The sequence below is a fragment of the Streptomyces sp. CA-135486 genome, from assembly GCF_050936555.1.
In the GTDB taxonomy this organism is placed as follows: Bacteria; Actinomycetota; Actinomycetes; order Streptomycetales; family Streptomycetaceae; genus Streptomyces.
Genome location: NZ_JBNJMM010000002.1, coordinates 2,922,904 through 2,940,035, shown reverse-complemented (window position 1 = coordinate 2,940,035; position 17,132 = coordinate 2,922,904). Strand labels below are relative to the sequence as shown.

32 protein-coding genes are annotated in these 17,132 nt (G+C 65.7%); 2 read left to right on the top strand and 30 right to left on the bottom strand.

Annotated elements, in window-relative coordinates:
• Positions 1-366 precede the first annotated feature (366 nt).
• Positions 367-1,218 carry a helix-turn-helix domain-containing protein gene (locus ACQEVG_RS33030; RefSeq protein WP_432990664.1) on the top strand — a complete coding sequence of 284 codons (852 nt, stop codon included), beginning with the start codon at positions 367-369 and terminating at the stop codon, positions 1,216-1,218.
• A complete protein-coding gene (locus ACQEVG_RS33025) occupies positions 1,215-1,427 on the top strand; it encodes a DUF397 domain-containing protein (protein ID WP_432990662.1) in 213 nt (70 codons plus the stop codon). Before ACQEVG_RS33030 ends, ACQEVG_RS33025 begins: the two co-directional genes overlap by 4 nt.
• 57 nt (positions 1,428-1,484) lie before the next feature.
• Here the strand turns inward: ACQEVG_RS33025 and ACQEVG_RS33020 are convergent, their stop codons facing one another.
• The 30 genes from ACQEVG_RS33020 to ACQEVG_RS32875 form a co-directional block, all read right to left on the bottom strand.
• Entirely contained in the window at positions 1,485-2,222 is a 738-nt protein-coding gene (locus ACQEVG_RS33020; RefSeq protein WP_432990660.1) for a hypothetical protein, read from the bottom strand.
• Positions 2,223-2,310: 88 nt separating this feature from the next.
• Positions 2,311-2,598 carry a hypothetical protein gene (locus ACQEVG_RS33015; RefSeq protein WP_432990658.1) on the bottom strand — a complete coding sequence of 96 codons (288 nt, stop codon included), beginning with the start codon at positions 2,596-2,598 and terminating at the stop codon, positions 2,311-2,313.
• 95 nt (positions 2,599-2,693) lie between these two features.
• Positions 2,694-3,071 (bottom strand): hypothetical protein, encoded by a 378-nt coding sequence (locus tag ACQEVG_RS33010; protein ID WP_432990656.1) that lies wholly within the window; start codon positions 3,069-3,071, stop codon positions 2,694-2,696.
• 66 nt (positions 3,072-3,137) lie between these two features.
• Entirely contained in the window at positions 3,138-3,323 is a 186-nt protein-coding gene (locus ACQEVG_RS33005; protein WP_432990654.1) for a hypothetical protein, read from the bottom strand.
• A gap of 65 nt (positions 3,324-3,388) precedes the next feature.
• Positions 3,389-3,571 (bottom strand): hypothetical protein, encoded by a 183-nt coding sequence (locus ACQEVG_RS33000; protein WP_432990652.1) that lies wholly within the window; start codon positions 3,569-3,571, stop codon positions 3,389-3,391.
• Positions 3,556-3,798, bottom strand: coding sequence for a hypothetical protein (locus ACQEVG_RS32995; RefSeq protein ID WP_432990650.1), 243 nt, complete (start codon positions 3,796-3,798; stop codon positions 3,556-3,558). The genes ACQEVG_RS33000 and ACQEVG_RS32995 overlap by 16 nt, the downstream gene beginning before the upstream one ends.
• 76 nt (positions 3,799-3,874) lie before the next feature.
• Complete coding sequence (locus tag ACQEVG_RS32990; protein ID WP_432990648.1) at positions 3,875-4,312, bottom strand: hypothetical protein; 438 nt, start codon at positions 4,310-4,312, stop codon at positions 3,875-3,877.
• Between the two features lie 64 nt (positions 4,313-4,376).
• The gene (locus ACQEVG_RS32985; RefSeq protein WP_432990646.1) at positions 4,377-5,006 is read right to left on the bottom strand and encodes a hypothetical protein; all 630 of its coding nucleotides are present in this window, start codon (positions 5,004-5,006) and stop codon (positions 4,377-4,379) included.
• 111 nt (positions 5,007-5,117) lie between these two features.
• On the bottom strand, positions 5,118-5,426 hold the full coding sequence (locus ACQEVG_RS32980) for a hypothetical protein (protein WP_432990644.1): 309 nt from the start codon (positions 5,424-5,426) through the stop codon (positions 5,118-5,120).
• Positions 5,423-5,761, bottom strand: a complete 339-nt coding sequence (locus ACQEVG_RS32975; protein WP_432990642.1) for a hypothetical protein — start codon at positions 5,759-5,761, stop codon at positions 5,423-5,425. Before ACQEVG_RS32975 ends, ACQEVG_RS32980 begins: the two co-directional genes overlap by 4 nt.
• A gap of 71 nt (positions 5,762-5,832) precedes the next feature.
• Positions 5,833-6,021, bottom strand: a complete 189-nt coding sequence (locus ACQEVG_RS32970) for a hypothetical protein (protein ID WP_432990640.1) — start codon at positions 6,019-6,021, stop codon at positions 5,833-5,835.
• Positions 6,022-6,153: 132 nt separating this feature from the next.
• Complete coding sequence (locus ACQEVG_RS32965; RefSeq protein ID WP_432990638.1) at positions 6,154-6,864, bottom strand: hypothetical protein; 711 nt, start codon at positions 6,862-6,864, stop codon at positions 6,154-6,156.
• A 49-nt stretch (positions 6,865-6,913) separates the two neighbouring features.
• On the bottom strand, positions 6,914-7,042 hold the full coding sequence (locus tag ACQEVG_RS32960) for a hypothetical protein (protein WP_432990636.1): 129 nt from the start codon (positions 7,040-7,042) through the stop codon (positions 6,914-6,916).
• Positions 7,043-7,070: 28 nt separating this feature from the next.
• Positions 7,071-7,835, bottom strand: coding sequence for a sigma-70 family RNA polymerase sigma factor (locus tag ACQEVG_RS32955; RefSeq protein WP_432990634.1), 765 nt, complete (start codon positions 7,833-7,835; stop codon positions 7,071-7,073).
• A gap of 241 nt (positions 7,836-8,076) precedes the next feature.
• Positions 8,077-8,298 carry a hypothetical protein gene (locus ACQEVG_RS32950; RefSeq protein WP_432990632.1) on the bottom strand — a complete coding sequence of 74 codons (222 nt, stop codon included), beginning with the start codon at positions 8,296-8,298 and terminating at the stop codon, positions 8,077-8,079.
• A complete protein-coding gene (locus tag ACQEVG_RS32945) occupies positions 8,295-8,687 on the bottom strand; it encodes a DUF7169 domain-containing protein (RefSeq protein WP_432990630.1) in 393 nt (130 codons plus the stop codon). Before ACQEVG_RS32945 ends, ACQEVG_RS32950 begins: the two co-directional genes overlap by 4 nt.
• A 206-nt stretch (positions 8,688-8,893) precedes the next feature.
• The gene (locus ACQEVG_RS32940) at positions 8,894-9,199 is read right to left on the bottom strand and encodes an HNH endonuclease (protein ID WP_432990628.1); all 306 of its coding nucleotides are present in this window, start codon (positions 9,197-9,199) and stop codon (positions 8,894-8,896) included.
• Positions 9,200-9,300: 101 nt separating this feature from the next.
• Positions 9,301-11,226 (bottom strand): DNA polymerase, encoded by a 1,926-nt coding sequence (locus ACQEVG_RS32935; RefSeq protein WP_432990626.1) that lies wholly within the window; start codon positions 11,224-11,226, stop codon positions 9,301-9,303.
• On the bottom strand, positions 11,223-13,706 hold the full coding sequence (locus ACQEVG_RS32930; protein ID WP_432990624.1) for a phage/plasmid primase, P4 family: 2,484 nt from the start codon (positions 13,704-13,706) through the stop codon (positions 11,223-11,225). Before ACQEVG_RS32930 ends, ACQEVG_RS32935 begins: the two co-directional genes overlap by 4 nt.
• A gap of 389 nt (positions 13,707-14,095) precedes the next feature.
• Complete coding sequence (locus tag ACQEVG_RS32925) at positions 14,096-14,299, bottom strand: hypothetical protein (protein WP_432990622.1); 204 nt, start codon at positions 14,297-14,299, stop codon at positions 14,096-14,098.
• On the bottom strand, positions 14,296-14,703 hold the full coding sequence (locus ACQEVG_RS32920; RefSeq protein ID WP_432990620.1) for a hypothetical protein: 408 nt from the start codon (positions 14,701-14,703) through the stop codon (positions 14,296-14,298). The genes ACQEVG_RS32925 and ACQEVG_RS32920 overlap by 4 nt, the downstream gene beginning before the upstream one ends.
• A complete protein-coding gene (locus tag ACQEVG_RS32915) occupies positions 14,696-14,842 on the bottom strand; it encodes a hypothetical protein (protein ID WP_432990618.1) in 147 nt (48 codons plus the stop codon). The genes ACQEVG_RS32920 and ACQEVG_RS32915 overlap by 8 nt, the downstream gene beginning before the upstream one ends.
• Positions 14,839-15,120, bottom strand: coding sequence for a hypothetical protein (locus ACQEVG_RS32910; protein WP_432990616.1), 282 nt, complete (start codon positions 15,118-15,120; stop codon positions 14,839-14,841). The genes ACQEVG_RS32915 and ACQEVG_RS32910 overlap by 4 nt, the downstream gene beginning before the upstream one ends.
• Before the next feature lie 80 nt (positions 15,121-15,200).
• Complete coding sequence (locus ACQEVG_RS32905; RefSeq protein WP_432990614.1) at positions 15,201-15,413, bottom strand: hypothetical protein; 213 nt, start codon at positions 15,411-15,413, stop codon at positions 15,201-15,203.
• A 116-nt stretch (positions 15,414-15,529) separates the two neighbouring features.
• Complete coding sequence (locus ACQEVG_RS32900) at positions 15,530-15,721, bottom strand: hypothetical protein (protein ID WP_432990612.1); 192 nt, start codon at positions 15,719-15,721, stop codon at positions 15,530-15,532.
• Positions 15,718-15,999 carry a hypothetical protein gene (locus tag ACQEVG_RS32895; RefSeq protein WP_432990610.1) on the bottom strand — a complete coding sequence of 94 codons (282 nt, stop codon included), beginning with the start codon at positions 15,997-15,999 and terminating at the stop codon, positions 15,718-15,720. The genes ACQEVG_RS32900 and ACQEVG_RS32895 overlap by 4 nt, the downstream gene beginning before the upstream one ends.
• Before the next feature lie 5 nt (positions 16,000-16,004).
• On the bottom strand, positions 16,005-16,268 hold the full coding sequence (locus ACQEVG_RS32890) for a hypothetical protein (protein ID WP_432990608.1): 264 nt from the start codon (positions 16,266-16,268) through the stop codon (positions 16,005-16,007).
• Positions 16,268-16,618 (bottom strand): hypothetical protein, encoded by a 351-nt coding sequence (locus ACQEVG_RS32885; protein ID WP_432990606.1) that lies wholly within the window; start codon positions 16,616-16,618, stop codon positions 16,268-16,270. The genes ACQEVG_RS32890 and ACQEVG_RS32885 overlap by 1 nt, the downstream gene beginning before the upstream one ends.
• Positions 16,618-16,812, bottom strand: a complete 195-nt coding sequence (locus ACQEVG_RS32880; protein WP_432990604.1) for a hypothetical protein — start codon at positions 16,810-16,812, stop codon at positions 16,618-16,620. Before ACQEVG_RS32880 ends, ACQEVG_RS32885 begins: the two co-directional genes overlap by 1 nt.
• A 104-nt stretch (positions 16,813-16,916) precedes the next feature.
• Positions 16,917-17,078, bottom strand: a complete 162-nt coding sequence (locus ACQEVG_RS32875) for a hypothetical protein (RefSeq protein WP_432990602.1) — start codon at positions 17,076-17,078, stop codon at positions 16,917-16,919.
• Positions 17,079-17,132 lie beyond the last annotated feature (54 nt).

Genomic DNA, 17,132 nt, shown 5'->3' with positions numbered 1-17,132 from the left:
CGATACGTCGTAAGCGGGTCCGCCGGTTTCCATGGCCTGTTTCCACTGCCCAAACAGCGCCTGGCAAACGTCGCAACCGGGCTTCGGGACTGGCGCCTGACTCGTCGTCGGATCCGGCAAGTTGACGGCAGGGCCTAATGAGCGTTGGCACGGCATGACTCGCCCTCTCACCTATTCAGCGATCACCCGCTGTGTGCGGTTCGGCACGACTAGTGTGTCTGGCGAACGGTCAGGAATGCAACCCGCACGAACAAGTCTGCAAAATTGCATTCCACCTCCCTCGCACGCTCGTTGACTGTGGAAAGCTGTAGGCGCACGTGAAGATCGGCGGCAGACTTATAGCCAACTCGTCAGGGAGGAGTGCGAATGAGTGATCCCACAGTCCGCCGTCGACGGCTTGGGGCTGAACTGAAGCGCCTCCGCGAGGATGCCGGCCTGAAGCTGGATGACGTCCAGGAGCGCACGACGCTCAACGTACCGAAAGTCAGCCGTATCGAGACGGCCCGAATCGGCGTCAAGCCTGCGGACTTGGATGCCCTTCTCGACCTCTACGGGGTGGACGACGTGGCGAAGCGGGCTGTCCTTCACAGCCTCGCTCGCGAAGGTGCGCGCCGTGGATGGTGGCAGACGTACCGGGACTCGATCTCCCCTGCCTACGCGGACTTGATCAGCCTGGAGGCTGAAGCGAAGAGCTTCCGGTCCTTCCAAACCACCCTGATCCCTGGCCTTCTGCAGACCGCTGCGTACGCGCGGGCGACGATCGAAGCCATCGGCATGACGTCAACCGCGGAGAGCGTGAACGCGCTCGTGCAGGTGCGGCAGGCTCGTCAAGCCGTCCTCACTCGTCCCGAGCCGCTTGAGTTGTGGGCGATCATCCACGAGGCTGCACTCCGACCGCAGATCCCGGGGCCGCACGTCATGCGTGAACAGCTCCAACGGCTGTTGGATCAAACAGACCTTCCGCACGTCTCGATACAAGTGCTGCCGCTGACGGCCTCTCCGCATCCGGGGCTCGCCGGTCCGTTCTCCGTGATCGGCTTCCCTGAGACGTCAGATCTTGACGTCGCGCTGTTGGAGAGTATGACGTCGACGCTGTACGTCGAAGATCCGGCGGAAGTCGCGTTGTACGGGAGCGCGTTCGAGCGGCTTCGGGCCGCAGCACTGCCGTTTGACGCATCGGCCGACCTCATTGCTAGAACGAAGGACAACATCAAATGACCAACATCTCCGACGCGTCCACGGCTGGCTACACCTGGACCAAGTCGACGTACTCCGGCGCTCAGAGCGACTGTGTGGAGGTAGCCCACGGCGTCGCCGGCTCGATGCCCGTACGTGACTCGAAGCGGCCCACCGGTCCTGCCCTCGTCATCAGTGACGGCGCGTGGGGCGCGTTCGTCGACGCTGTACGATCCGGCAACGTCGCCTGATCACGGTAGAACGCAAAGAGCCCCCGCCGGATGTCCGACGGGGGCTCTCGTCTCTCCTCACGCGCCGACGAGCTGCCGACGGGCCTGAACTGCCTTGCACTCTCTCAAGTCGACCCGGCGCGTGTGCGCGGTCAGGCCCGGGTACTTCTTCACGGTGCCGTTGTTGGCCCACCCGCGGACTGTCTCCGGCGCCACGTTCAGAGCCTCCGCAACCTCCGCGTACGAGCGCAGGATGGGCGGCTCCGGGGCGTTCTCAGGCTCCGGCGTCTCCTCGTCCGCGCGCTTCGCGGGAGGCTCCACAGCGGCCGTCTGCGGCTCCAGCGCGGGCAGTTGGGCCGCATCGTCGACGTCGGCCGGATCCATGGGCGGATCAATGTGCAGGACGTGCGCGGCAACGAGCGGGGGCACTGCCGAGACGATGATGACGACCCATGCGCGGGCACCCGTCGCGCCAGTAGTCAGTACGTGCTCCGCAATCTGTGCGGCCGTCGCCATCATCAGCGCGAGCAGCGCGCCCGACGTCGCGTTCTTCGCCCGACGCTTCGCCTCCGCCTCCGTCGGCGTACCGAGTGCCCGACGGGCCGCTTCCTTCTGCGACTTCGCCACGCTGGCACCGATGGCCGCGTACAGGCTCATGACGGCTGGCATGAGCCACGCGACGCGCGCGTCCCAGCCGGCCATTGTCGCGAGCGCGTACTCACCGGGGGCGGAGAGGGCGAGAGCGGCGTACAGAACGGCGCTCTGTCCGTACTTCCGCGCGGCTCTCACGTGCCAGGGGGCTCGGGTGGTTGTCATCGCTCCTCAGTTCGTGTGCTCGGAGGTGTGAGTGGGGGTGCAGCGAAGCCCCTGTCTCCGCAATTGACAGGGGCTCCAGGGCGGTTCGTCAGTGCTTCGGCATGAAGAAGCCGATGTCACGGGGGTCGGGGTGGTACGCCTTCATGGCGTCGACGGCGAAGAAGAGTGCACTGAAGCGACGAGCTCCGTCGGTCTCGCACTCGTCTGCCTCCCCCAGTTCGTCAATCAGGTCGTTCATCACGCGGTGTGCGAACGGGTGGTCACCGTAGATCAGCGCCTCGGGAGCGCCAACGGCGAAGAAGTGGTCAACGATGATTCGGCACATGCGGTAGACGCGGAAGGTGAGCGGGAAGTGGCGGGTGTCGGCGTTCGTCATGAAGTCCTCCGTAAGTGCCTCGTGGTGTGACTGCAATATGACACAGTTGTGTCGACCAGCACAACACCCACAGCTCCGCTAGTCGACTAGCGGAGCTACTTCTCGTCGGCGTACCGGTCCGGGTTGAGCGCCTTCAAGAGCTCCGCCTTCGGGATGTTCCTCCGACGCGGGACATCGAGCAGCGCCTTCACGCGCTTCAGTGCCCCCGCCATGGCCTCCACCGCGTACGACGGCGGGGCGTCGCGGACGACACGCCTCAGCGCGTTCGTCTCGTCCTTGTACGTCTTCGCGTCCCACTTGTAGCGTCGAAGTTCCCGCATCAGCTCGATGCGGGACAGGCCGGCGAACTCCGCGAAGGCGCGTCGCTCGTCGTCCGTCACTGTCTCTACGGGGAGCCGCTCGACCTCGTATCCACCATTGGCGGTCGGGCGGATAATGGCGCGTCCTCCGGCTACGGGTGCTGCACTGCTCATGACTCTCTCCTCGTCCGGGTGCAGAAGAGCCCCTGTCGGCCGACAGGGGCTCAGTGGCGAGCGCGCTTAGCGCACCTCAATGGTGTAGGTGTCCGGGTAGACCTGCGCCACCCGTCCCGTCACCGGGTTGGCAACCTCGTAGGCCAGTACCCCACCGTTGGCACCCATCGACCGGCTGATAACCGTCCCGCGGGCGACGCGGCCGTCAGCGTCGGTGGCGGTGATCCGGGTACCGGTGGCGATGGGGGCCATGATGGGCTCCTTCGGTAGATGGAGGGTAAGTCCCCGACACAAGTCCGATCGAGAAAGAAGTTCCGCTAGTCGACTAGCGGAACTACGAGCAGCGCCACAAGCGCTCCGCCGGGTAGGGTCACCACATACCCGCCGCGGACCTTCGTCCAGCCGTACCCGCTCCGCACTGCCTGGCGGAGGAAGTGGCGCTGCGCCACGTCGTCGACGATGCGGGAGAGCCCGCTCTCGAAGGTCAGTCGGTAGCGCACGCCGGCTTCTCCCTGCGCTGCACCACGCGGCGGACGATGATCTCCGTGTCCGTCGTGATGAAGAGGACTCCCCCGCCCTCCGCCGCAATCCGTGCCGTCCAGCGGCCTTCATGACGGGCGTTGCACTTCGCCGTCCATGTCTTGCCGTGGCGTTCGAACTCGTCGCCGGCAAGGACGTTGATGGCGGAGACGGTGATCTCCTGGACGATTCCGGTGAGCGGTGTCATGGCTGACTCCTTTGTCAGTGCCTTGCGTTAGTGGTGGCGCCTCTGTCTCCGCAATTGACAGGGGCTCCAGGGGGATTCAGCGGTTCACCGCGTCCCAGATGGCGCGACCGACCGTGCCCGGTCGCCTGCTGGCGCTGGCGTGGCGCGTAGGGCCGGAGGGCTGTCCGAGCAGACCCCCGGACCAGTAGGAAACGTACGCCTCCGGGACCCAGGAAGGGACGCCTTCCACCTTGGGGCGTGCCGGGGTCACAGCGCTGACTACGTACAGCTTTCCCTTGACGGTGACGATCCGTCGCCCCTCGCTGTCCGTCTCCACCGGAGCCGGCGCGTCAACCAGGGTCATACGGACCGTGCGGCCGTCGCGGTAGTCGATCCAGTGCGCCGTACGGCCGGACGACATCTGACGGACCTCCCGCTTCCCCTCCATCATCGCGTGGTTCACCTCGTCCATGGCTTCACGGATGCTGACGTGAGTGGTGATGCCGTTCTCGATCCGCTCGTACACCTTGTTCATGTCCCGGCCTTCGCTAGTCCCTTGCGTTGCCCTCACTATGACACGGTTGTGTCGGCCGACACAACTACCTGACGCGCTTGAGCAGAGAGAATCCCGTCCCGCTTCCCTCACACGTCTGCAGGACGAGGGCAGCGCCACCGAACGACGGGATGGATCCGCCCTGGCGGTTGAGGCGCATGTGTCCGTAGACCCTGTAAGTCCCCGCCAGCGGCCCGGAGATGACGCGCACGGTGCGGCCGACGGGCACGCGGGAGAGCCACTGGTATCCCATGTAGTTGTGGCCGGCCAGGATGTTTCCGGCGTACATCGTCAGTGCGCCCGCGTCGATGCACTTCTGAGCGAAGCCAGTGCAGTTGCGGTAGTACGAGATCCGGATATCCGCCGGAGGCTTCGCTATCGGGTGCTTCTTCGCCGACGGCTTCGACGGCTTCGCGACGCGCTCCGTCGGGCGGGGCGACGGCTTCAGCGTCGCCCGCTCCCCCGCCCTCGTCGTGTTCGTCGACGGACGAGGATCCAGGGTCGGCTTGTAGGGCGACGGGGACGAGCTGCCGTCGACGACGACGGGGACCGTCTCCAGCGCGGGGAAGGTGCCCGGCGCCTGCGGGTTGGGGACGAGGACGACGGCCAGGGCTGCAACGGTCATCGTCGATGCGGCTACAACGGCCGCGCGGTAGGGAAGTCGGGACGGTCGCATGGTTTCTCCTCGGAGTGTGAGTGCTTTGAGTGCCCCGCCGCGGATTCGAACCGCGCGCCCGCCGGCACTGGGGGTGCCGGGTTGTCGGGCTTGCGTATGCGGGGCGGGGCGCTAGCGACGAACGCCCGGGATGAGACTCTGGACGATCCGGCTTGCCTTCGCGTAGTCCTCAAGGCTCGGACCGGGGTCCTCGTTGGCAGCGTCCTCGTCTTCCTCGTCAACCTCCGCGGCGCACTCCTCACAACCGTCCTTCGGCTGCTCGTCGTCACGGTGGTCGGGGCACATCTCGTGCACGCTGATCAGGTCGGCGTGGTACCCGTCATCGGCCGCGCGCTCCTTGGCCGCTTCGGCTTCTGCCTCGTCGCGGGTGTCGGCGACGTAGATGCATCCCTCGTCGTTGAAGACTCCGTACTCGGTCACTGGTTCTCCTCCATCTCAGGGAAGGCGGCGAAGATGATCCGCTGCGCCCACTCGCGGCACTCGTTGTCGTCCTCGCCAGTGGACTCCGACCACGTCCACACGTTGGCGGTGCCGTGCTGCTCGTACTCGTCCCGGACCGTCTCCAGGATTCGCGTCGCGGAGAGCTGTTCGGGCAACTGCTCCAGCTCGCCCGACGGCATGTTCCGTACGTAGGCGGAGCACAGACCGTCGACCAGCTCCGACAGGTTCAGCCGGTGTTCTACGCGGATGGTGATCCGGTTTGTCACCTTGCCTGTCAGCCTGTTCGTCCAGGTGCGGACGGGTGGACGCTTCATCTCTCCTCCTACGGCCTGCCTCCTCGGCGCGGGTAGGCCATGCCCCGCGGACGCCCCGGAGGGCGTTTCGGCTAGATGCTGCACCCACAGGCGTGGCAGCTCGTTGCGTCCGTGATCCGGAACACGACGCCCAGCGTTGCCGCGGAGTCCCGAAGCGGCTCCATCACACGTGCGGTACACGCTTCGTCGTCACGACAGACCGGGAAGAGTGCCTCTTCCTTGTTCTCGCCGATCGCGATGACCAGAGCAGTGCTCTTCATGGATCCTCCGTAAGTTCCTTGCGGAACACCAGAGTGACATACTTGTGTCGGCCGACACAAGAGGTCCGCTAGTCGACTATCGGAGCTCCAACGCAAAGAGGCCCGGAGCAAGTCGCCCCGGGCCTCCGCTTCCTACTGTTCGCCCGCCAGGAATCGGGCGACGGCCAGGACGTCCTCCGTCGACGCGGACGGGCGCGACTGCTTCCGCGCCTCCTCCAGGAGGGCCACACGCTCCGGGGCGACGACCACGCGGGAGGCGTCGAACACGAGCTCGTCCGCCGGCGCGTCGACCTTACGGACCTCCGCGGCCCACGCCACGTAATCGCCCATCTCGTCGACGATGCGGTACGGGACCCGACTTTCTGCGTCGTCGATCTCGTCGACGATGCCCGTCTTCCCGTTGCTGCTGGTGTTCTCGCCGCGGACGATCGTCACGCGGTCGCCGACCTTGACGGGCTGTGGCGCGGCGTCGACCTTCTCCACGTTCGTCAGCGACAGATACCACCGGCCGCGCACGCCATTACCATCAACCTGCACTTCATGGTCGTTCACGTGCCGGACGACGAAGGTGTCTCCGCGGCGGACACTCGCGCCGTTCGCGCTGTCATGCAGGACGCGGACGGTGTCGCCGACCTTGACGGGCTCCGTCGCCTTTCCCCCGTCGATCTCGTCGGCCAGGGCCAGCAGCCCGCGTGCGAACTCCCGGGTCTTCGCCGACTTCAGGTACGCCTCCATCCTGTGAAGGCCGTTACTGGACGCCGCCAGTTCCACGGACTCGCCCTGGACGCTCGCGGTGATGGTGTCGGCCTCGTCAGCCCAGCACTTCGCTACGTACTCGGTCATGTTCTCTCCTCAGTGGTCTCGGGTAGCTCCGCTAGTCGACTAGCGGAGGTCATTCGAAGTCGGTGACGTCCGGCGTCAGCTCGTCCACGGCGTCGCGGACGTCTTCGCCCCACAGGGCGGCCTCGTCGGGGCGGACACCCTGGACGTCGTAGGCGTCAAGGGATGGGAGTCGGGCCATGGGAATTCCTCTCGGTTCAGTGAGTGACTCATGCAGCCAGGGAGTGCGAAGCGGCAACGGCTCGCGCGGACTTGATCCCGTTGGACCGCAGTTTCCGCAGGGCTGCCAGTTTGATCTCCAGATCCGCGGCAACTTCCTGGTCTGTCGCCTGCGTCATGGCGATTCCGTAGAAGGCGCGGAGCGCGTATGACTGACGCTGCGGGATCTCCCGAAGGAGGTACCGGGCCAGGTCCCTGCGCTCCGTCGGGTCGGTGAAGTCGGAGGACGCGTCGGGGATGGTGTCGGCCAGCGTCGCCGTCACATCGTCATCGTGACGGAGCGGGGCCTCCAGCGACTCCACGTCGGCCAGCGCTTCGACGGTCGCGAGGAACAGTTCGCGGCTCATGCGTCGACGGGGCTCCACGTCGGACGAGACGATCATCCACGCGCCTTCGATGTCCCCCTCCGTGTCCCAAAGCGCGCGCTTCACGCGGAGGGCGCTGGACGGCTCAACCGTCAGGCCAGTTGTCGACTTGACCCACGCCTCCGCGATGGCACGTCGCACCGCGTGGTGCGCGAACGTTGACAGGCTCGCGGAGCTGGACGAGGTGTTGTAGTCGCGCACGTGCTGAATCAGGACCGCGCGTGCCTCCTGGAGCAGATCCTCCGCGTCGTCCTGGCACGCACCCGGGGCCACGGTTCGGACCGCGTGCCGGATGACGCCCTCGTATGCGCTGACGATCTGCCACATGGCGTCGCTGTCACCAGCCTGCGCAGCCTGGATCGTCTCATCCGTAACCTGAGTGCGGGTCATGTCGTTCTCCTCAGTGTGCGAGTGCTTCGCGTGACTTGGTTATGTGGGGGTAGCGGTGAGATGTGACGCGGGACTTTTGTGGCGTGGGTCACAGATCACGGCCGACCCGAGGCATGGCGATGCCCAGAGCCTTTTGCCTGTGCTTCAATACGAGCGCGAGTTACTGGCGCGTAGGGTTAGGGAAGCCCCCGGGCCCGTATGGCACGGGGGCGACGAAGCTCCGCTAGTCGACTAGCGGAGGTCAGATATGGAGCGGCAGAACAGGGAGGCCGACAGCCGTGGCAATGTCGACGTCAGCCACCGCGAGCGGGCACGCCTCCCAGCCCTTCAGTGTGTAGAGCGCCGTAACGGAAACCCAATCAACGTCGGGGCTGCACGTCAGCCGCGCGTCGATGATGGCCGACACCTCGTCGAGTTCTCCGCGCTGTTCCGACGTGATCTGCGGTCCGGTAAGGATGATCACCAATGCCCCCCGGGAGCTGAATCGTCCTCCCCCTCCCATGCAGAAAGAGCACGATCCATAGATGCGGTGATGCCTCGTACGTACGCGATGGCGTACGGGAGATACGTGGCACCGTTTTTTAGTTCTCGCTGAAGAGCCGCGCGGGACTCATCGAGCACCGTGCGCTCTGTCGGGCGGGAGGGTCCGTGCGTCGCCTGCCGGCCTGTACCGTCCGCATCCACTCCAGGCTGTCGGCGGCCTGGCATGGTCACTGCTTCGTCATAGATGGACACCATCTGACGGAGCTCTGACAGGTCTCGTTCGAGACTGTCCAGGAGCTGTGTCAGTCGTTGTCCTTCTGCGACGTGATCGAGACTGTAGGTCACCAATCCTCCACGGGCAATTGCCATGCGGCTGAAATCCGATGGGGTATTAAGCCGGTTTGGGGTGATTTAAGGCACTCGGAAGCGGCCCGAATGTGGATCTCTTGTGTCGGCCGACCCAATCTCACCTGGGGTTATGTCGGTCGACACAATCGAGAGTTCAACATCTTCCGTTACCAAACCGTGATGATGTGAAGAGGATGTGAGCGCCTCCTCAGCGCTTGACCGATTCACTATGTGACCGGTGCGTCGCGCTCCGCTTCCAACTGACCTGCGCTGACGCCTAGCCAATCCGACATGTCCCGATCAGACTTCAGTCGGTTGCACTCTCGGCATGAGGGGGTCAAGTTGAACCACTCGTGAACGCCGCCACGCGCAAGCGGAACAATGTGGTCCACCTCAGCTACAACCATTTCCGTGAACGAAGCGTCGCAGTATGTGCAGTTCCACCACTCCAGCTCCTCCCACCGTCGCAGAACGTCACCATGCGACGGGCCCTGTGGAGGTGCGGGAGCACGCAGAGGAGGCGTGATGCACATGGGACGAGGTACGGAACGGACGGCGGCAGGGCGAATTCCCGCCACCGTCCGAGCAACTCCGTTGCGCCTGCCCTGTGTTGGTGCGCACGCCCGTATGGGGCTCACGCTCGCGCCAGTTCTGCAGCTGCAGCCGCCTCGGGATGGGCCGCGTACCAAGGGTCATGTTCGATCATCGTCGCCGCCTTCTTCATGTACAGGGATCCCCAGCTACGGCCTCCGACTTCGGGGTCCGTGTCGAGCGGGACTCCGAAGAAGTCCATCGACATGGACTCCCCCACTTCCCGCGCGACGTCGTCCGCTATGTCGTCCGGGGCGCAGCCGAGAGCTTCGTCATGGATGGGCAGGAGCAGGTAGTCCGTCAGCCCCTTCTCGTCCATGTCGAGCAGCGCCTGACACAGAACGTCGCGAGCCGTCGACTGCACCATGTAGTTGGTCGCGGCATACACGCGGTCTCGGTCCAGCGGCAGGCGCCGGCCGACTGGAGTCCAGACGACGAATCCGTCCGCCCGTGCCTCGCGCTGCAGCTTCGAGCTGAAGCGCTTGATGCCGCGATAGGTCCGGTCGTAGGCGCTGATCGCCTTCTTCACGTCGGGGAGTGGAGCGCCAGTCTGACGACTGAGCGTCAGCGCCCCTCCCCCGTAGACCTTTCCGAAGCCAACTCCCTTGCAGAGTTTCCGATGGAACGACGTGTAGTCGGGCCCGTAGATCAGCTCTGCCGTGAAGCCGTGGAGGTCACGGCCTTCGGTGATCGCGCGCTTCATGACCTTCTCGTCTGCCAGCGCTGCCAGGACGCGCATCTCCACCGCGGAGTAGTCCACGGAGAAGATCCGCATCCCGGGGTCGGGGATGAGCGCACGCCGGATCGTCCAGTCTCCCGACGGGAGTTGCTGAAGCGGGGGCCCGGATATGGACATGCGCGCCGTCCGCGCCTGAAGGCTGTTGATCTTCGGGTGGATCCGTCCCGCGTCGTCCAGGCCGTCGCGCATGGCCACGCCGTACGACGTCGACCACTTCCCCGCGCGCTTCGAGCGGAGTACCGCGTCCGCCAGGGGATTCGGCTTCCTCGTCTCGCGCGGCTGCCAGTGCTGGTCCAGGTCGGCCAGGTCCAGCAAGATCGACTTGTCCACCTTCAGAGCCCCACTGTCAGTGGTCTCCGTTAGCGTCTCACCCATGCCAACAAGAGCTGCCGCCACCTGCTTCGGTGCGTTCACCGACGTCACGCCGTACTGCGCGGCCTTCCCCGCGTGGAGCGCTGCCTCCGCCTGCAGCCGACCCACGAGCGGGCGCACGTAGTCCTGATCGACGAGCATCCCGCGTCGCTCCATCTGCGCGCAGACGAGCATCACGGCGTGTTCGAAGTCGATCAGCCGCTCCGAAACGCCGGCGTCCAACGTCCGCTTCAGGACGACGGGCATGACTCGCGCTTCGAGAATCGCGTCCAATCCCGCGTACTGAAGGTAGGTCGGGTGATTGATGTCAATCGCGGCCCAGCCTGTCGCCTTCGTCTCCCCGATCGAATGGAAGACCTTCGTCAAGTCCTCCTGCGTGTCGGGGGCGGACGGGTCGACGTCCTTCTCCGCCAGCTCCTTCAACTTCAGGCCGTATCCGCCTTCGTGTCGGGGTCGCGGATCGAACAAGTGCGCGATAACCTTCGAGTCCCTCACTTTGGGTGCCAGCGTCGCCAGCGGTACGCCAAGGTGTGCGTCCTGCCAAAGCAGATCGAAGGGAGCGTTGTGATACCCGAGACTCGGCAGCGTCAGGAGCGCCCACCGTGCGGCCTCCTGCATCAGCGGACGACCCTCTACCTGGAGGACCCACGCATTAACGGTGTCCCCGAACTGGACCGTTCGGAGGCGGGACGTCGGACGGTAGATGTCCAGGCCCGTCGTCTCCGTGTCCGCCCCGACGAACTCGCTTGCGCGTGCCTTGCGTTCCACCCACGAGCGGAACTCGTCCAGGTCCGCGGTCGTCTCCGGTACGCGGGTCATGGTCTGCTCGCCTGCGATGGTGTACGGGAAGTACTTCACGCTGCCCCCTCCTCTCGTGACTGCCCGAAGATGTCTGTCGGTCCCGACGGCTCCTCGTCCGCCTGGCCCGTGTCCTCCGCTAGTCGACTAGCGGTCTGGATCTCCGCGTCTGTCGCCAGCCGGATCCCGTCGAAGCCCCATTTGCCGCTGACACGGCGCTTCGTGAAGTTCCGGGACTCCAGCTCCACGCCCAGCGCCCAACCGGACAGCACCTCCTTCCGGCTTAGCCCGGCGTCCTCCGCCCACTCCGCGTACGCGCGACGGACGGCCATGGGAGCAACGCGGGCGCCTTCCTCGCGGACGAGGCGAGCAGCGATGAACTCCGCCAGCCGGTCCTCCGATTCGCGGTAGTCCTGCGTGGCCGACTGGACTGACGTCGGCTCGTCCAGGCCGTTCGCGTACCACTCCTGTGCGCCCCGGACGGCCCACGCGAGGATGCCCGCTGCCTCGTCCCTCAGCTTTGCCGGAAGGGTCTTGTCCGCCTTCGCTCCACGGAACGTGGCTTCGAAGGGGATCAACTTGACCCGTCGCCAGACTCCGAGATCCTGCGACAGGATCGCGGGCTTGTAGTTGCCGGCAACCATGAGGAGGAAGCGCGGAACGTAGGTGAACGGGCTCCCGTACAGCGCGCGACACGTCACCGGGTCGCCTCCCGTCAGCTGCTTCACGAGACCCTCCGCAAGCCGGGAGTACTTCTCTGTCTCGCTCGCCGTCACGAGCCGCGCACCGCGCAGGGCTGCCAGCTCCGGCGACGCCTGACCGGTGTTCACGCGCTGCTCGAAGGTGGAGAACTCCGTCGACTTCGTGACGCCACGGAGCACGTGAAGGAGAGCGTCCAGGAACACGCTTTTCCCGTTCGCGCCCTGGCCGTGCATGAAGACGAAGCACTGTTCCGACGTGCTGCCCGTGATTCCGTACCCGACGAGCCGCCGCATGAACGAGGGCATCTCCGGATGGTTCGGGAAAACCTCCCCGAGGAACAGCTCCCACCTCGTCGCCGGAGCGTCAGGGTTGAACGCAATATCCAGCCGCTTCGTGATCATGTCCGCCGGAGTGTGCGGATGGATCTGCCCCGTGCGGAGGTTGACCGTCCCGTTCGCGACAGACAGCAGCTCCGGGCGCGAATCGAAGTCCTCCGCCTTCGCAGGGACTCCGGGCACCGACGGCAGTTCCTTGATGATCGCGTCGATAGACCTGTTCGTCAGCGCCTTCAGCGCCAGCCGTCGCATCGAGTCGTCGCCGGACGCGATCAGTTCCGCGCCCATGAGGTGCAGCGCCTCGCGTACCTTCGCGTCCCCCGGCGCCCATACCTTCCCGTCCCAAACGAGGAAGCCGAGCCCCCGTGCGTACCGCACTCCCCCACCGGAGCGGGTCATGAAGTCGCGCAGCATTACGGCCGTGCCAACGTCCGTGTTGTTGAACATCTGCCGCGCGCTGAGGTCCATGGACTCCAGCGCGGCATCCGTGGCAGGGACGTCGGGCTCCGTCGACGGGGCGGCAGGCTTCGGCTCCTCCAGCTCCACGACCGGAGCCGACCGAACAGCACTGTGGAGCGCACCCGGGAACGACTCCGGAGCCCGCTCGCGCCACGCCGTCAAGTCCTCCCCGGGATTTGGGAACTCCAGGCGCCGGACGATGCGGCCGGCACGGATAAGGGCCGTCGCCAGTGCGTTCGTGAAGCGCGCGCCAGCGGGGTCGGGGTCGCCTGCGAGCACGACGTCACGGCCTTCGAGTCCGGCAACGAGCTCCGCGACGAGCGCGGCATTGTTCGCCAGTCCCGCACCGCGGATGACGAGCGCGTCATACCCGACACCGACGGCCGTCAGCCCGTCCCCCGGGCCTTCCGTGACGAGGATGGTGTCATAGCCCGTGCCCGCGCTCATGACCCCGTACTTCGCCCACACCTTGCCGGGCACGTTGGTCAGGCTCATCCATCGCGCCGGGCACTTGCCCGACAGGTCACGGCCCTGCAGACCGCGGATGACGCCATCGAAACCTGCCAGCGGGACCGTGATCCGCGGGTACCGCGTGAAGCCACGGGACAACCACGGCTGAGTACGAGCTCCGGGCGCCATGTAGCCGACGTTCAGGTCTTGCGCCACGTCGGCCGACAGCCCGAAGCGACGGGCCAGGTAGTCGACCGCTTCGTCAGCCGACGTCAGCGCCTCGCGCGATTCGTCGACGAACACCTTCAGACCAGCGATCTCCGCGACGCCGACGGCCTCCGGAGCCTTCGCGCTGACGGTCCGTGCGCCGTCGCCCTGGACGTCGAAGAGGTCGGAGGCCGTCAGATCCAGCTTCCGCAGGATGTCCGCGCGGTCGCAGCCTGTACGGCAGACGATCAGAAGCTTCCCGTCCTCCTTCAGCGTCAGCTTCAGCGACGGGTGACGCTGGTCGTTGTGCGCAGGGCAGAGCGCTAGGTATCCGTCGTGGTCCTCCTCCACGCCGCTCAGTCGCGCCAGGATGTCCGTCAGTCGCACTACTTCTCCCCTCGTGTGTATGAGCGGCGGCGAACGCTGCCGGTAACTCCGCCCGGGGTAATGCCGACCCCGAGTCCCTCACGCATCTTCCAGCCGTCGTCCCGATACTTCGTCGGGTCCCATCTGGTCAGTGACACGCGCGGTCCCTCGTGAGTGTGGGTGCCAGCCTCTAGCGCCTTGAACAGGTCGTCGGAGGCGGCGTCCAGAGCGCTCGGTATGTGGCGCGCATGGGCACTGGCCAACGCCATACATAGCGGGCACCAGCAATTCCACAGCTCGTCGCCGTATGGATCGAACCGGCTCCCCATGACGTCTCCCCTCTCGTGCATGCGGAAGGGGCGCCCCGAAGGACGCCCCTTGTGTTGGTGACTCGCGTGAGTCGGCTCGCGCTACTCGTCTTCGTCGTAGTCCTCGTAGGTGACGGACTGCGCGCCGGCCGACGCGTAGTAGTTCCACGCGTGCTTGTCACCGTGCGCCAGGGCATGTGACACCCATCCCCGGGCTTGTTCGAGGGTCATCTCCTGACCATCGAACTCGTCACCGTCCGGGTAGACCGTGAGCGTCCCTGAGAACTCGATGACTGCTTGCTTCACGCTGCCCCCCGGTGCTGCGCGTCGATGAGTGCGTAAGTCGTTGGCAACGCTGTCTGGAGCGCTACCTCCATGTCCCGGAGCCGGTTCAGGAGGCGCACGTCCGTCGCGACGTCGCGGACGACGTAGCCGTCAGCCACGCCCTTCATGCGCCGCTTCACCACGGCACACCCGAACGGCTGGCTGGCGTGGATCGCCTCCCGGTTCGCCTGCGCGATGTAGTCCGAGAGCGTGATCGTCTTCTCCGCCTTCAGCTCCGCGGCGTGGAGGTAGTAGCCGGAGACGTCGCCGATGTCCTTCGCGCCCATCTGCACGTTCCGGTGTGCGGCGGGGTTGTGGTGCTCGCGGATGTAGGCGGTCCACAGGGACTCCCACGCTGTGCCTTTGGCCTTCGAGGGGTTAGCCATCGGCCGCCACCTCCCGTATGAAGTCCTCCGTCAGCCACGGCCACGAGGCGTACAGGCAGCGCGGCTTGTCCATCACGACAGGTTCTGTGTCGGGCATCGGCCAGACGCGTTGGTAGCCCTCTTCGATCGGTTGCTTCATGGGCCGTCCTCTGGTCTTTTCACCCAGACCTCGAAGAGAACACTGCTCTCCTCGTAGTCGACGGCGCGGGGCTCGTCCTCCACTACCCACGAGCGTCCGCTGAACGTCAGGCGGTCGCCCGACTCCCGCCCCACCTTTGCGCGTACGTGCATCTCGTGGTGCCGGAGTGCGGCCCGGATCTGCTCCGTCGTCGGGTTGTTGGCGAGTCGGGCCACGATGTCTGTCAGCGTCGTCGTGGCTTCTTCGGCTCGCGCTGTGCGCTGCTCAGGAACGGTCACGGTTGCTCCTTCGGTTGCGTCCATACCGAGTGAGAGCGGGAGTTGTTGAAATCCTTACGACACATTTCATGTGATCTGCGTCACACATCGACCAGTACCCCTCCAGGTCCGCCGGCGTCGACGAGGCGCATCCTGCACGGTGTGCCGAACTCGCCGTTCTCGATGACGCCGTCCCCCTTGAACTCCCGCAGTAAGGCCAAGCGCTCCTGCGCGTCCAGCTCTTCGACGTATGGGCCCCAGACCTTGCCCTCCGGGTAGCGGAAGGCCTCTTTCGTCTGTACTACTCGGAACATCTCTCCCCCTACTTGCGGTTCGCCCAGACGAACCACACGACGCCGATGACTACAGCCACGAGGTACACGACCGGGGCGGCTGCGCCGACTGCACTTGCTGCGAGCAAAGCCCCTCCTCAGAACCGCGTGTGTCGCACGTCGAAGTGCACACCGCGCGAGAGCAGGTCGACGACATACGATGCGGCGTCCAACTCCTCCCCGTCCGTGAAGCTCTTTGACCGTTCCGCGCGTTCGCCCACAGACTCCGGCTCGTCGTCCCGGTACTCCTCCGCGTCGCCGTCGTACTTGAAGACCTCGATGTAGCTCACTTCTCAACCCTCCACGGCAGTTCGTCGTCAGGTGTCCCGCGCTCCACCCGGTACAACAGCTCCCAGCCGTCGGAGGTGCGCTCGTAGATCTCGCCTCCGCGTGCGGCGTAGACAGTGCGCCGTGCCTCCTCGTCCCAGTAGCCGTTTGAGTAGCCCACGGCAGCCTTCGCGCGGCCTAGGCCGGCGTGGTACTTCACTTCCGGGGTGCGGCTCGGGACGATCGTGGCGAACGGGGCGGGGTTGAGCTTCGCGCGGTACGGGGCGCAACGCTCGTCCATCGCTGTCACTCGGTCACCCCCGTCACGTGTTCGGGAACGGTGCCGTCGGCCTTGCGTAGGACGACGACGTTGTAACCGAGTTGCCCGCTCTTCGGGTGCTCGGCTTCCTGGCGCCCGTACTGAGCGGAGATCTCAATGCGCATGAGCATCCCGTTCCGCCCTTGGTAGGCGCGCCCCACCTTCACGCGTCCGTGGGTGGTGGAGGCCGAAAGGATGTAGTCCCCCTCTTCGATCTCCACGCCGAATGAGTCCTTCACGGTGTTCGCCATCAGACGGCCTCCCACTTCTTCGTGTCTGGATCGCGACGGCCGCACTCCTGCCACGCGAGGGACGAGCGCTCCGCGGTGACGGAGACGACGCGGCTCGTCTTCACGCGTTCGTTCCCGGGTGCCCACGCCCACGCACGAGCGCGCTCGCTCGCGTCGCGACCAGCCTGGACCCGCGCGGCAGTTTCGTCGGTGTACGGGCCGCGGACGTCGGCGTGAAGCTCCTCGTCCCACTCGTCCAGGTATGGAGGGAGCTTGTTCTCCCACGTAGCCTCCGGGTTGCGCTTCCGGTTCTGATACGTGACGACGGAGCGCCACACCTCCGGGGTGTTCAGGCTGACGTTTACGGCCACTACTTCTCCTCTCGGTTCATCACGTGCACGAGCGCCCCGCGAACGAGTGCGATACCGACGGCCTCCCAGTACTTCGGGAAGTCGCGGCGGCTCGTCGCTGCAGGGCGGATGTAGATGCAATCCCCCTGGCCGGCGTCGCGGACGTCGCCAAGGGCGGGGGCGTTGGCGTCGTCGATGACGAGGAAGCCGCTCATCTCTCCTCCTCAGTACGGCAGCGGCTTGCCCGACGGCGTCCGTGTGTCGATCGGCGCGGGCTTCTGCGGCACCGGCTGCTTCGGCTTCTGGATCTGGCGCGGCGTCATCGAGACTGCAGCCAGACCAGCTCATGGGCGACGCCCTTGCCGCCTTCGACGGACAGGACTTCGCTCTGAAAGAAGACGTCGCCGTCGTAGCGGGATATCTTCACTTCACGCTCCTGGTCGACGTCCCTCAGACGCCGGATGAGCTCTGCAACGGTCATGGATTCCTCCTCTCCTCCTACGCCGAAAGCCCCCGGGACCGAAGTCACCGGGGG

Bases quoted from the DNA above. Each gene is read 5' to 3' on its own strand.
- ACQEVG_RS32975 (WP_432990642.1), bottom strand. From the start codon at position 5,761: ATGAAGCGTCCACCCGTCCGCACCTGGACGAACAGGCTGACAGGCAAG.
- ACQEVG_RS33020 (WP_432990660.1), bottom strand. From the start codon at position 2,222: ATGACAACCACCCGAGCCCCCTGGCACGTGAGAGCCGCGCGGAAGTAC.
- ACQEVG_RS33030 (WP_432990664.1), top strand. From the start codon at position 367: ATGAGTGATCCCACAGTCCGCCGTCGACGGCTTGGGGCTGAACTGAAG.
- ACQEVG_RS32890 (WP_432990608.1), bottom strand. From the start codon at position 16,268: ATGGCGAACACCGTGAAGGACTCATTCGGCGTGGAGATCGAAGAGGGG.
- ACQEVG_RS32985 (WP_432990646.1), bottom strand. From the start codon at position 5,006: ATGCGACCGTCCCGACTTCCCTACCGCGCGGCCGTTGTAGCCGCATCG.
- ACQEVG_RS32955 (WP_432990634.1), bottom strand. From the start codon at position 7,835: ATGACCCGCACTCAGGTTACGGATGAGACGATCCAGGCTGCGCAGGCT.
- ACQEVG_RS32875 (WP_432990602.1), bottom strand. From the start codon at position 17,078: ATGACCGTTGCAGAGCTCATCCGGCGTCTGAGGGACGTCGACCAGGAG.
- ACQEVG_RS32915 (WP_432990618.1), bottom strand. From the start codon at position 14,842: ATGAAGCAACCGATCGAAGAGGGCTACCAACGCGTCTGGCCGATGCCC.
- ACQEVG_RS32995 (WP_432990650.1), bottom strand. From the start codon at position 3,798: ATGACACCGCTCACCGGAATCGTCCAGGAGATCACCGTCTCCGCCATC.
- ACQEVG_RS32960 (WP_432990636.1), bottom strand. From the start codon at position 7,042: ATGGCCCGACTCCCATCCCTTGACGCCTACGACGTCCAGGGTGTCCGC.
- ACQEVG_RS32970 (WP_432990640.1), bottom strand. From the start codon at position 6,021: ATGAAGAGCACTGCTCTGGTCATCGCGATCGGCGAGAACAAGGAAGAG.
- ACQEVG_RS32940 (WP_432990628.1), bottom strand. From the start codon at position 9,199: ATGTGCATCACGCCTCCTCTGCGTGCTCCCGCACCTCCACAGGGCCCG.
- ACQEVG_RS32895 (WP_432990610.1), bottom strand. From the start codon at position 15,999: ATGGACGAGCGTTGCGCCCCGTACCGCGCGAAGCTCAACCCCGCCCCG.
- ACQEVG_RS33015 (WP_432990658.1), bottom strand. From the start codon at position 2,598: ATGACGAACGCCGACACCCGCCACTTCCCGCTCACCTTCCGCGTCTAC.
- ACQEVG_RS32905 (WP_432990614.1), bottom strand. From the start codon at position 15,413: ATGTTCCGAGTAGTACAGACGAAAGAGGCCTTCCGCTACCCGGAGGGC.
- ACQEVG_RS33005 (WP_432990654.1), bottom strand. From the start codon at position 3,323: ATGGCCCCCATCGCCACCGGTACCCGGATCACCGCCACCGACGCTGAC.
- ACQEVG_RS32945 (WP_432990630.1), bottom strand. From the start codon at position 8,687: ATGGCAATTGCCCGTGGAGGATTGGTGACCTACAGTCTCGATCACGTC.
- ACQEVG_RS32990 (WP_432990648.1), bottom strand. From the start codon at position 4,312: ATGAACAAGGTGTACGAGCGGATCGAGAACGGCATCACCACTCACGTC.
- ACQEVG_RS32965 (WP_432990638.1), bottom strand. From the start codon at position 6,864: ATGACCGAGTACGTAGCGAAGTGCTGGGCTGACGAGGCCGACACCATC.
- ACQEVG_RS32920 (WP_432990620.1), bottom strand. From the start codon at position 14,703: ATGGCTAACCCCTCGAAGGCCAAAGGCACAGCGTGGGAGTCCCTGTGG.
- ACQEVG_RS33010 (WP_432990656.1), bottom strand. From the start codon at position 3,071: ATGAGCAGTGCAGCACCCGTAGCCGGAGGACGCGCCATTATCCGCCCG.
- ACQEVG_RS32880 (WP_432990604.1), bottom strand. From the start codon at position 16,812: ATGAGCGGCTTCCTCGTCATCGACGACGCCAACGCCCCCGCCCTTGGC.
- ACQEVG_RS33025 (WP_432990662.1), top strand. From the start codon at position 1,215: ATGACCAACATCTCCGACGCGTCCACGGCTGGCTACACCTGGACCAAG.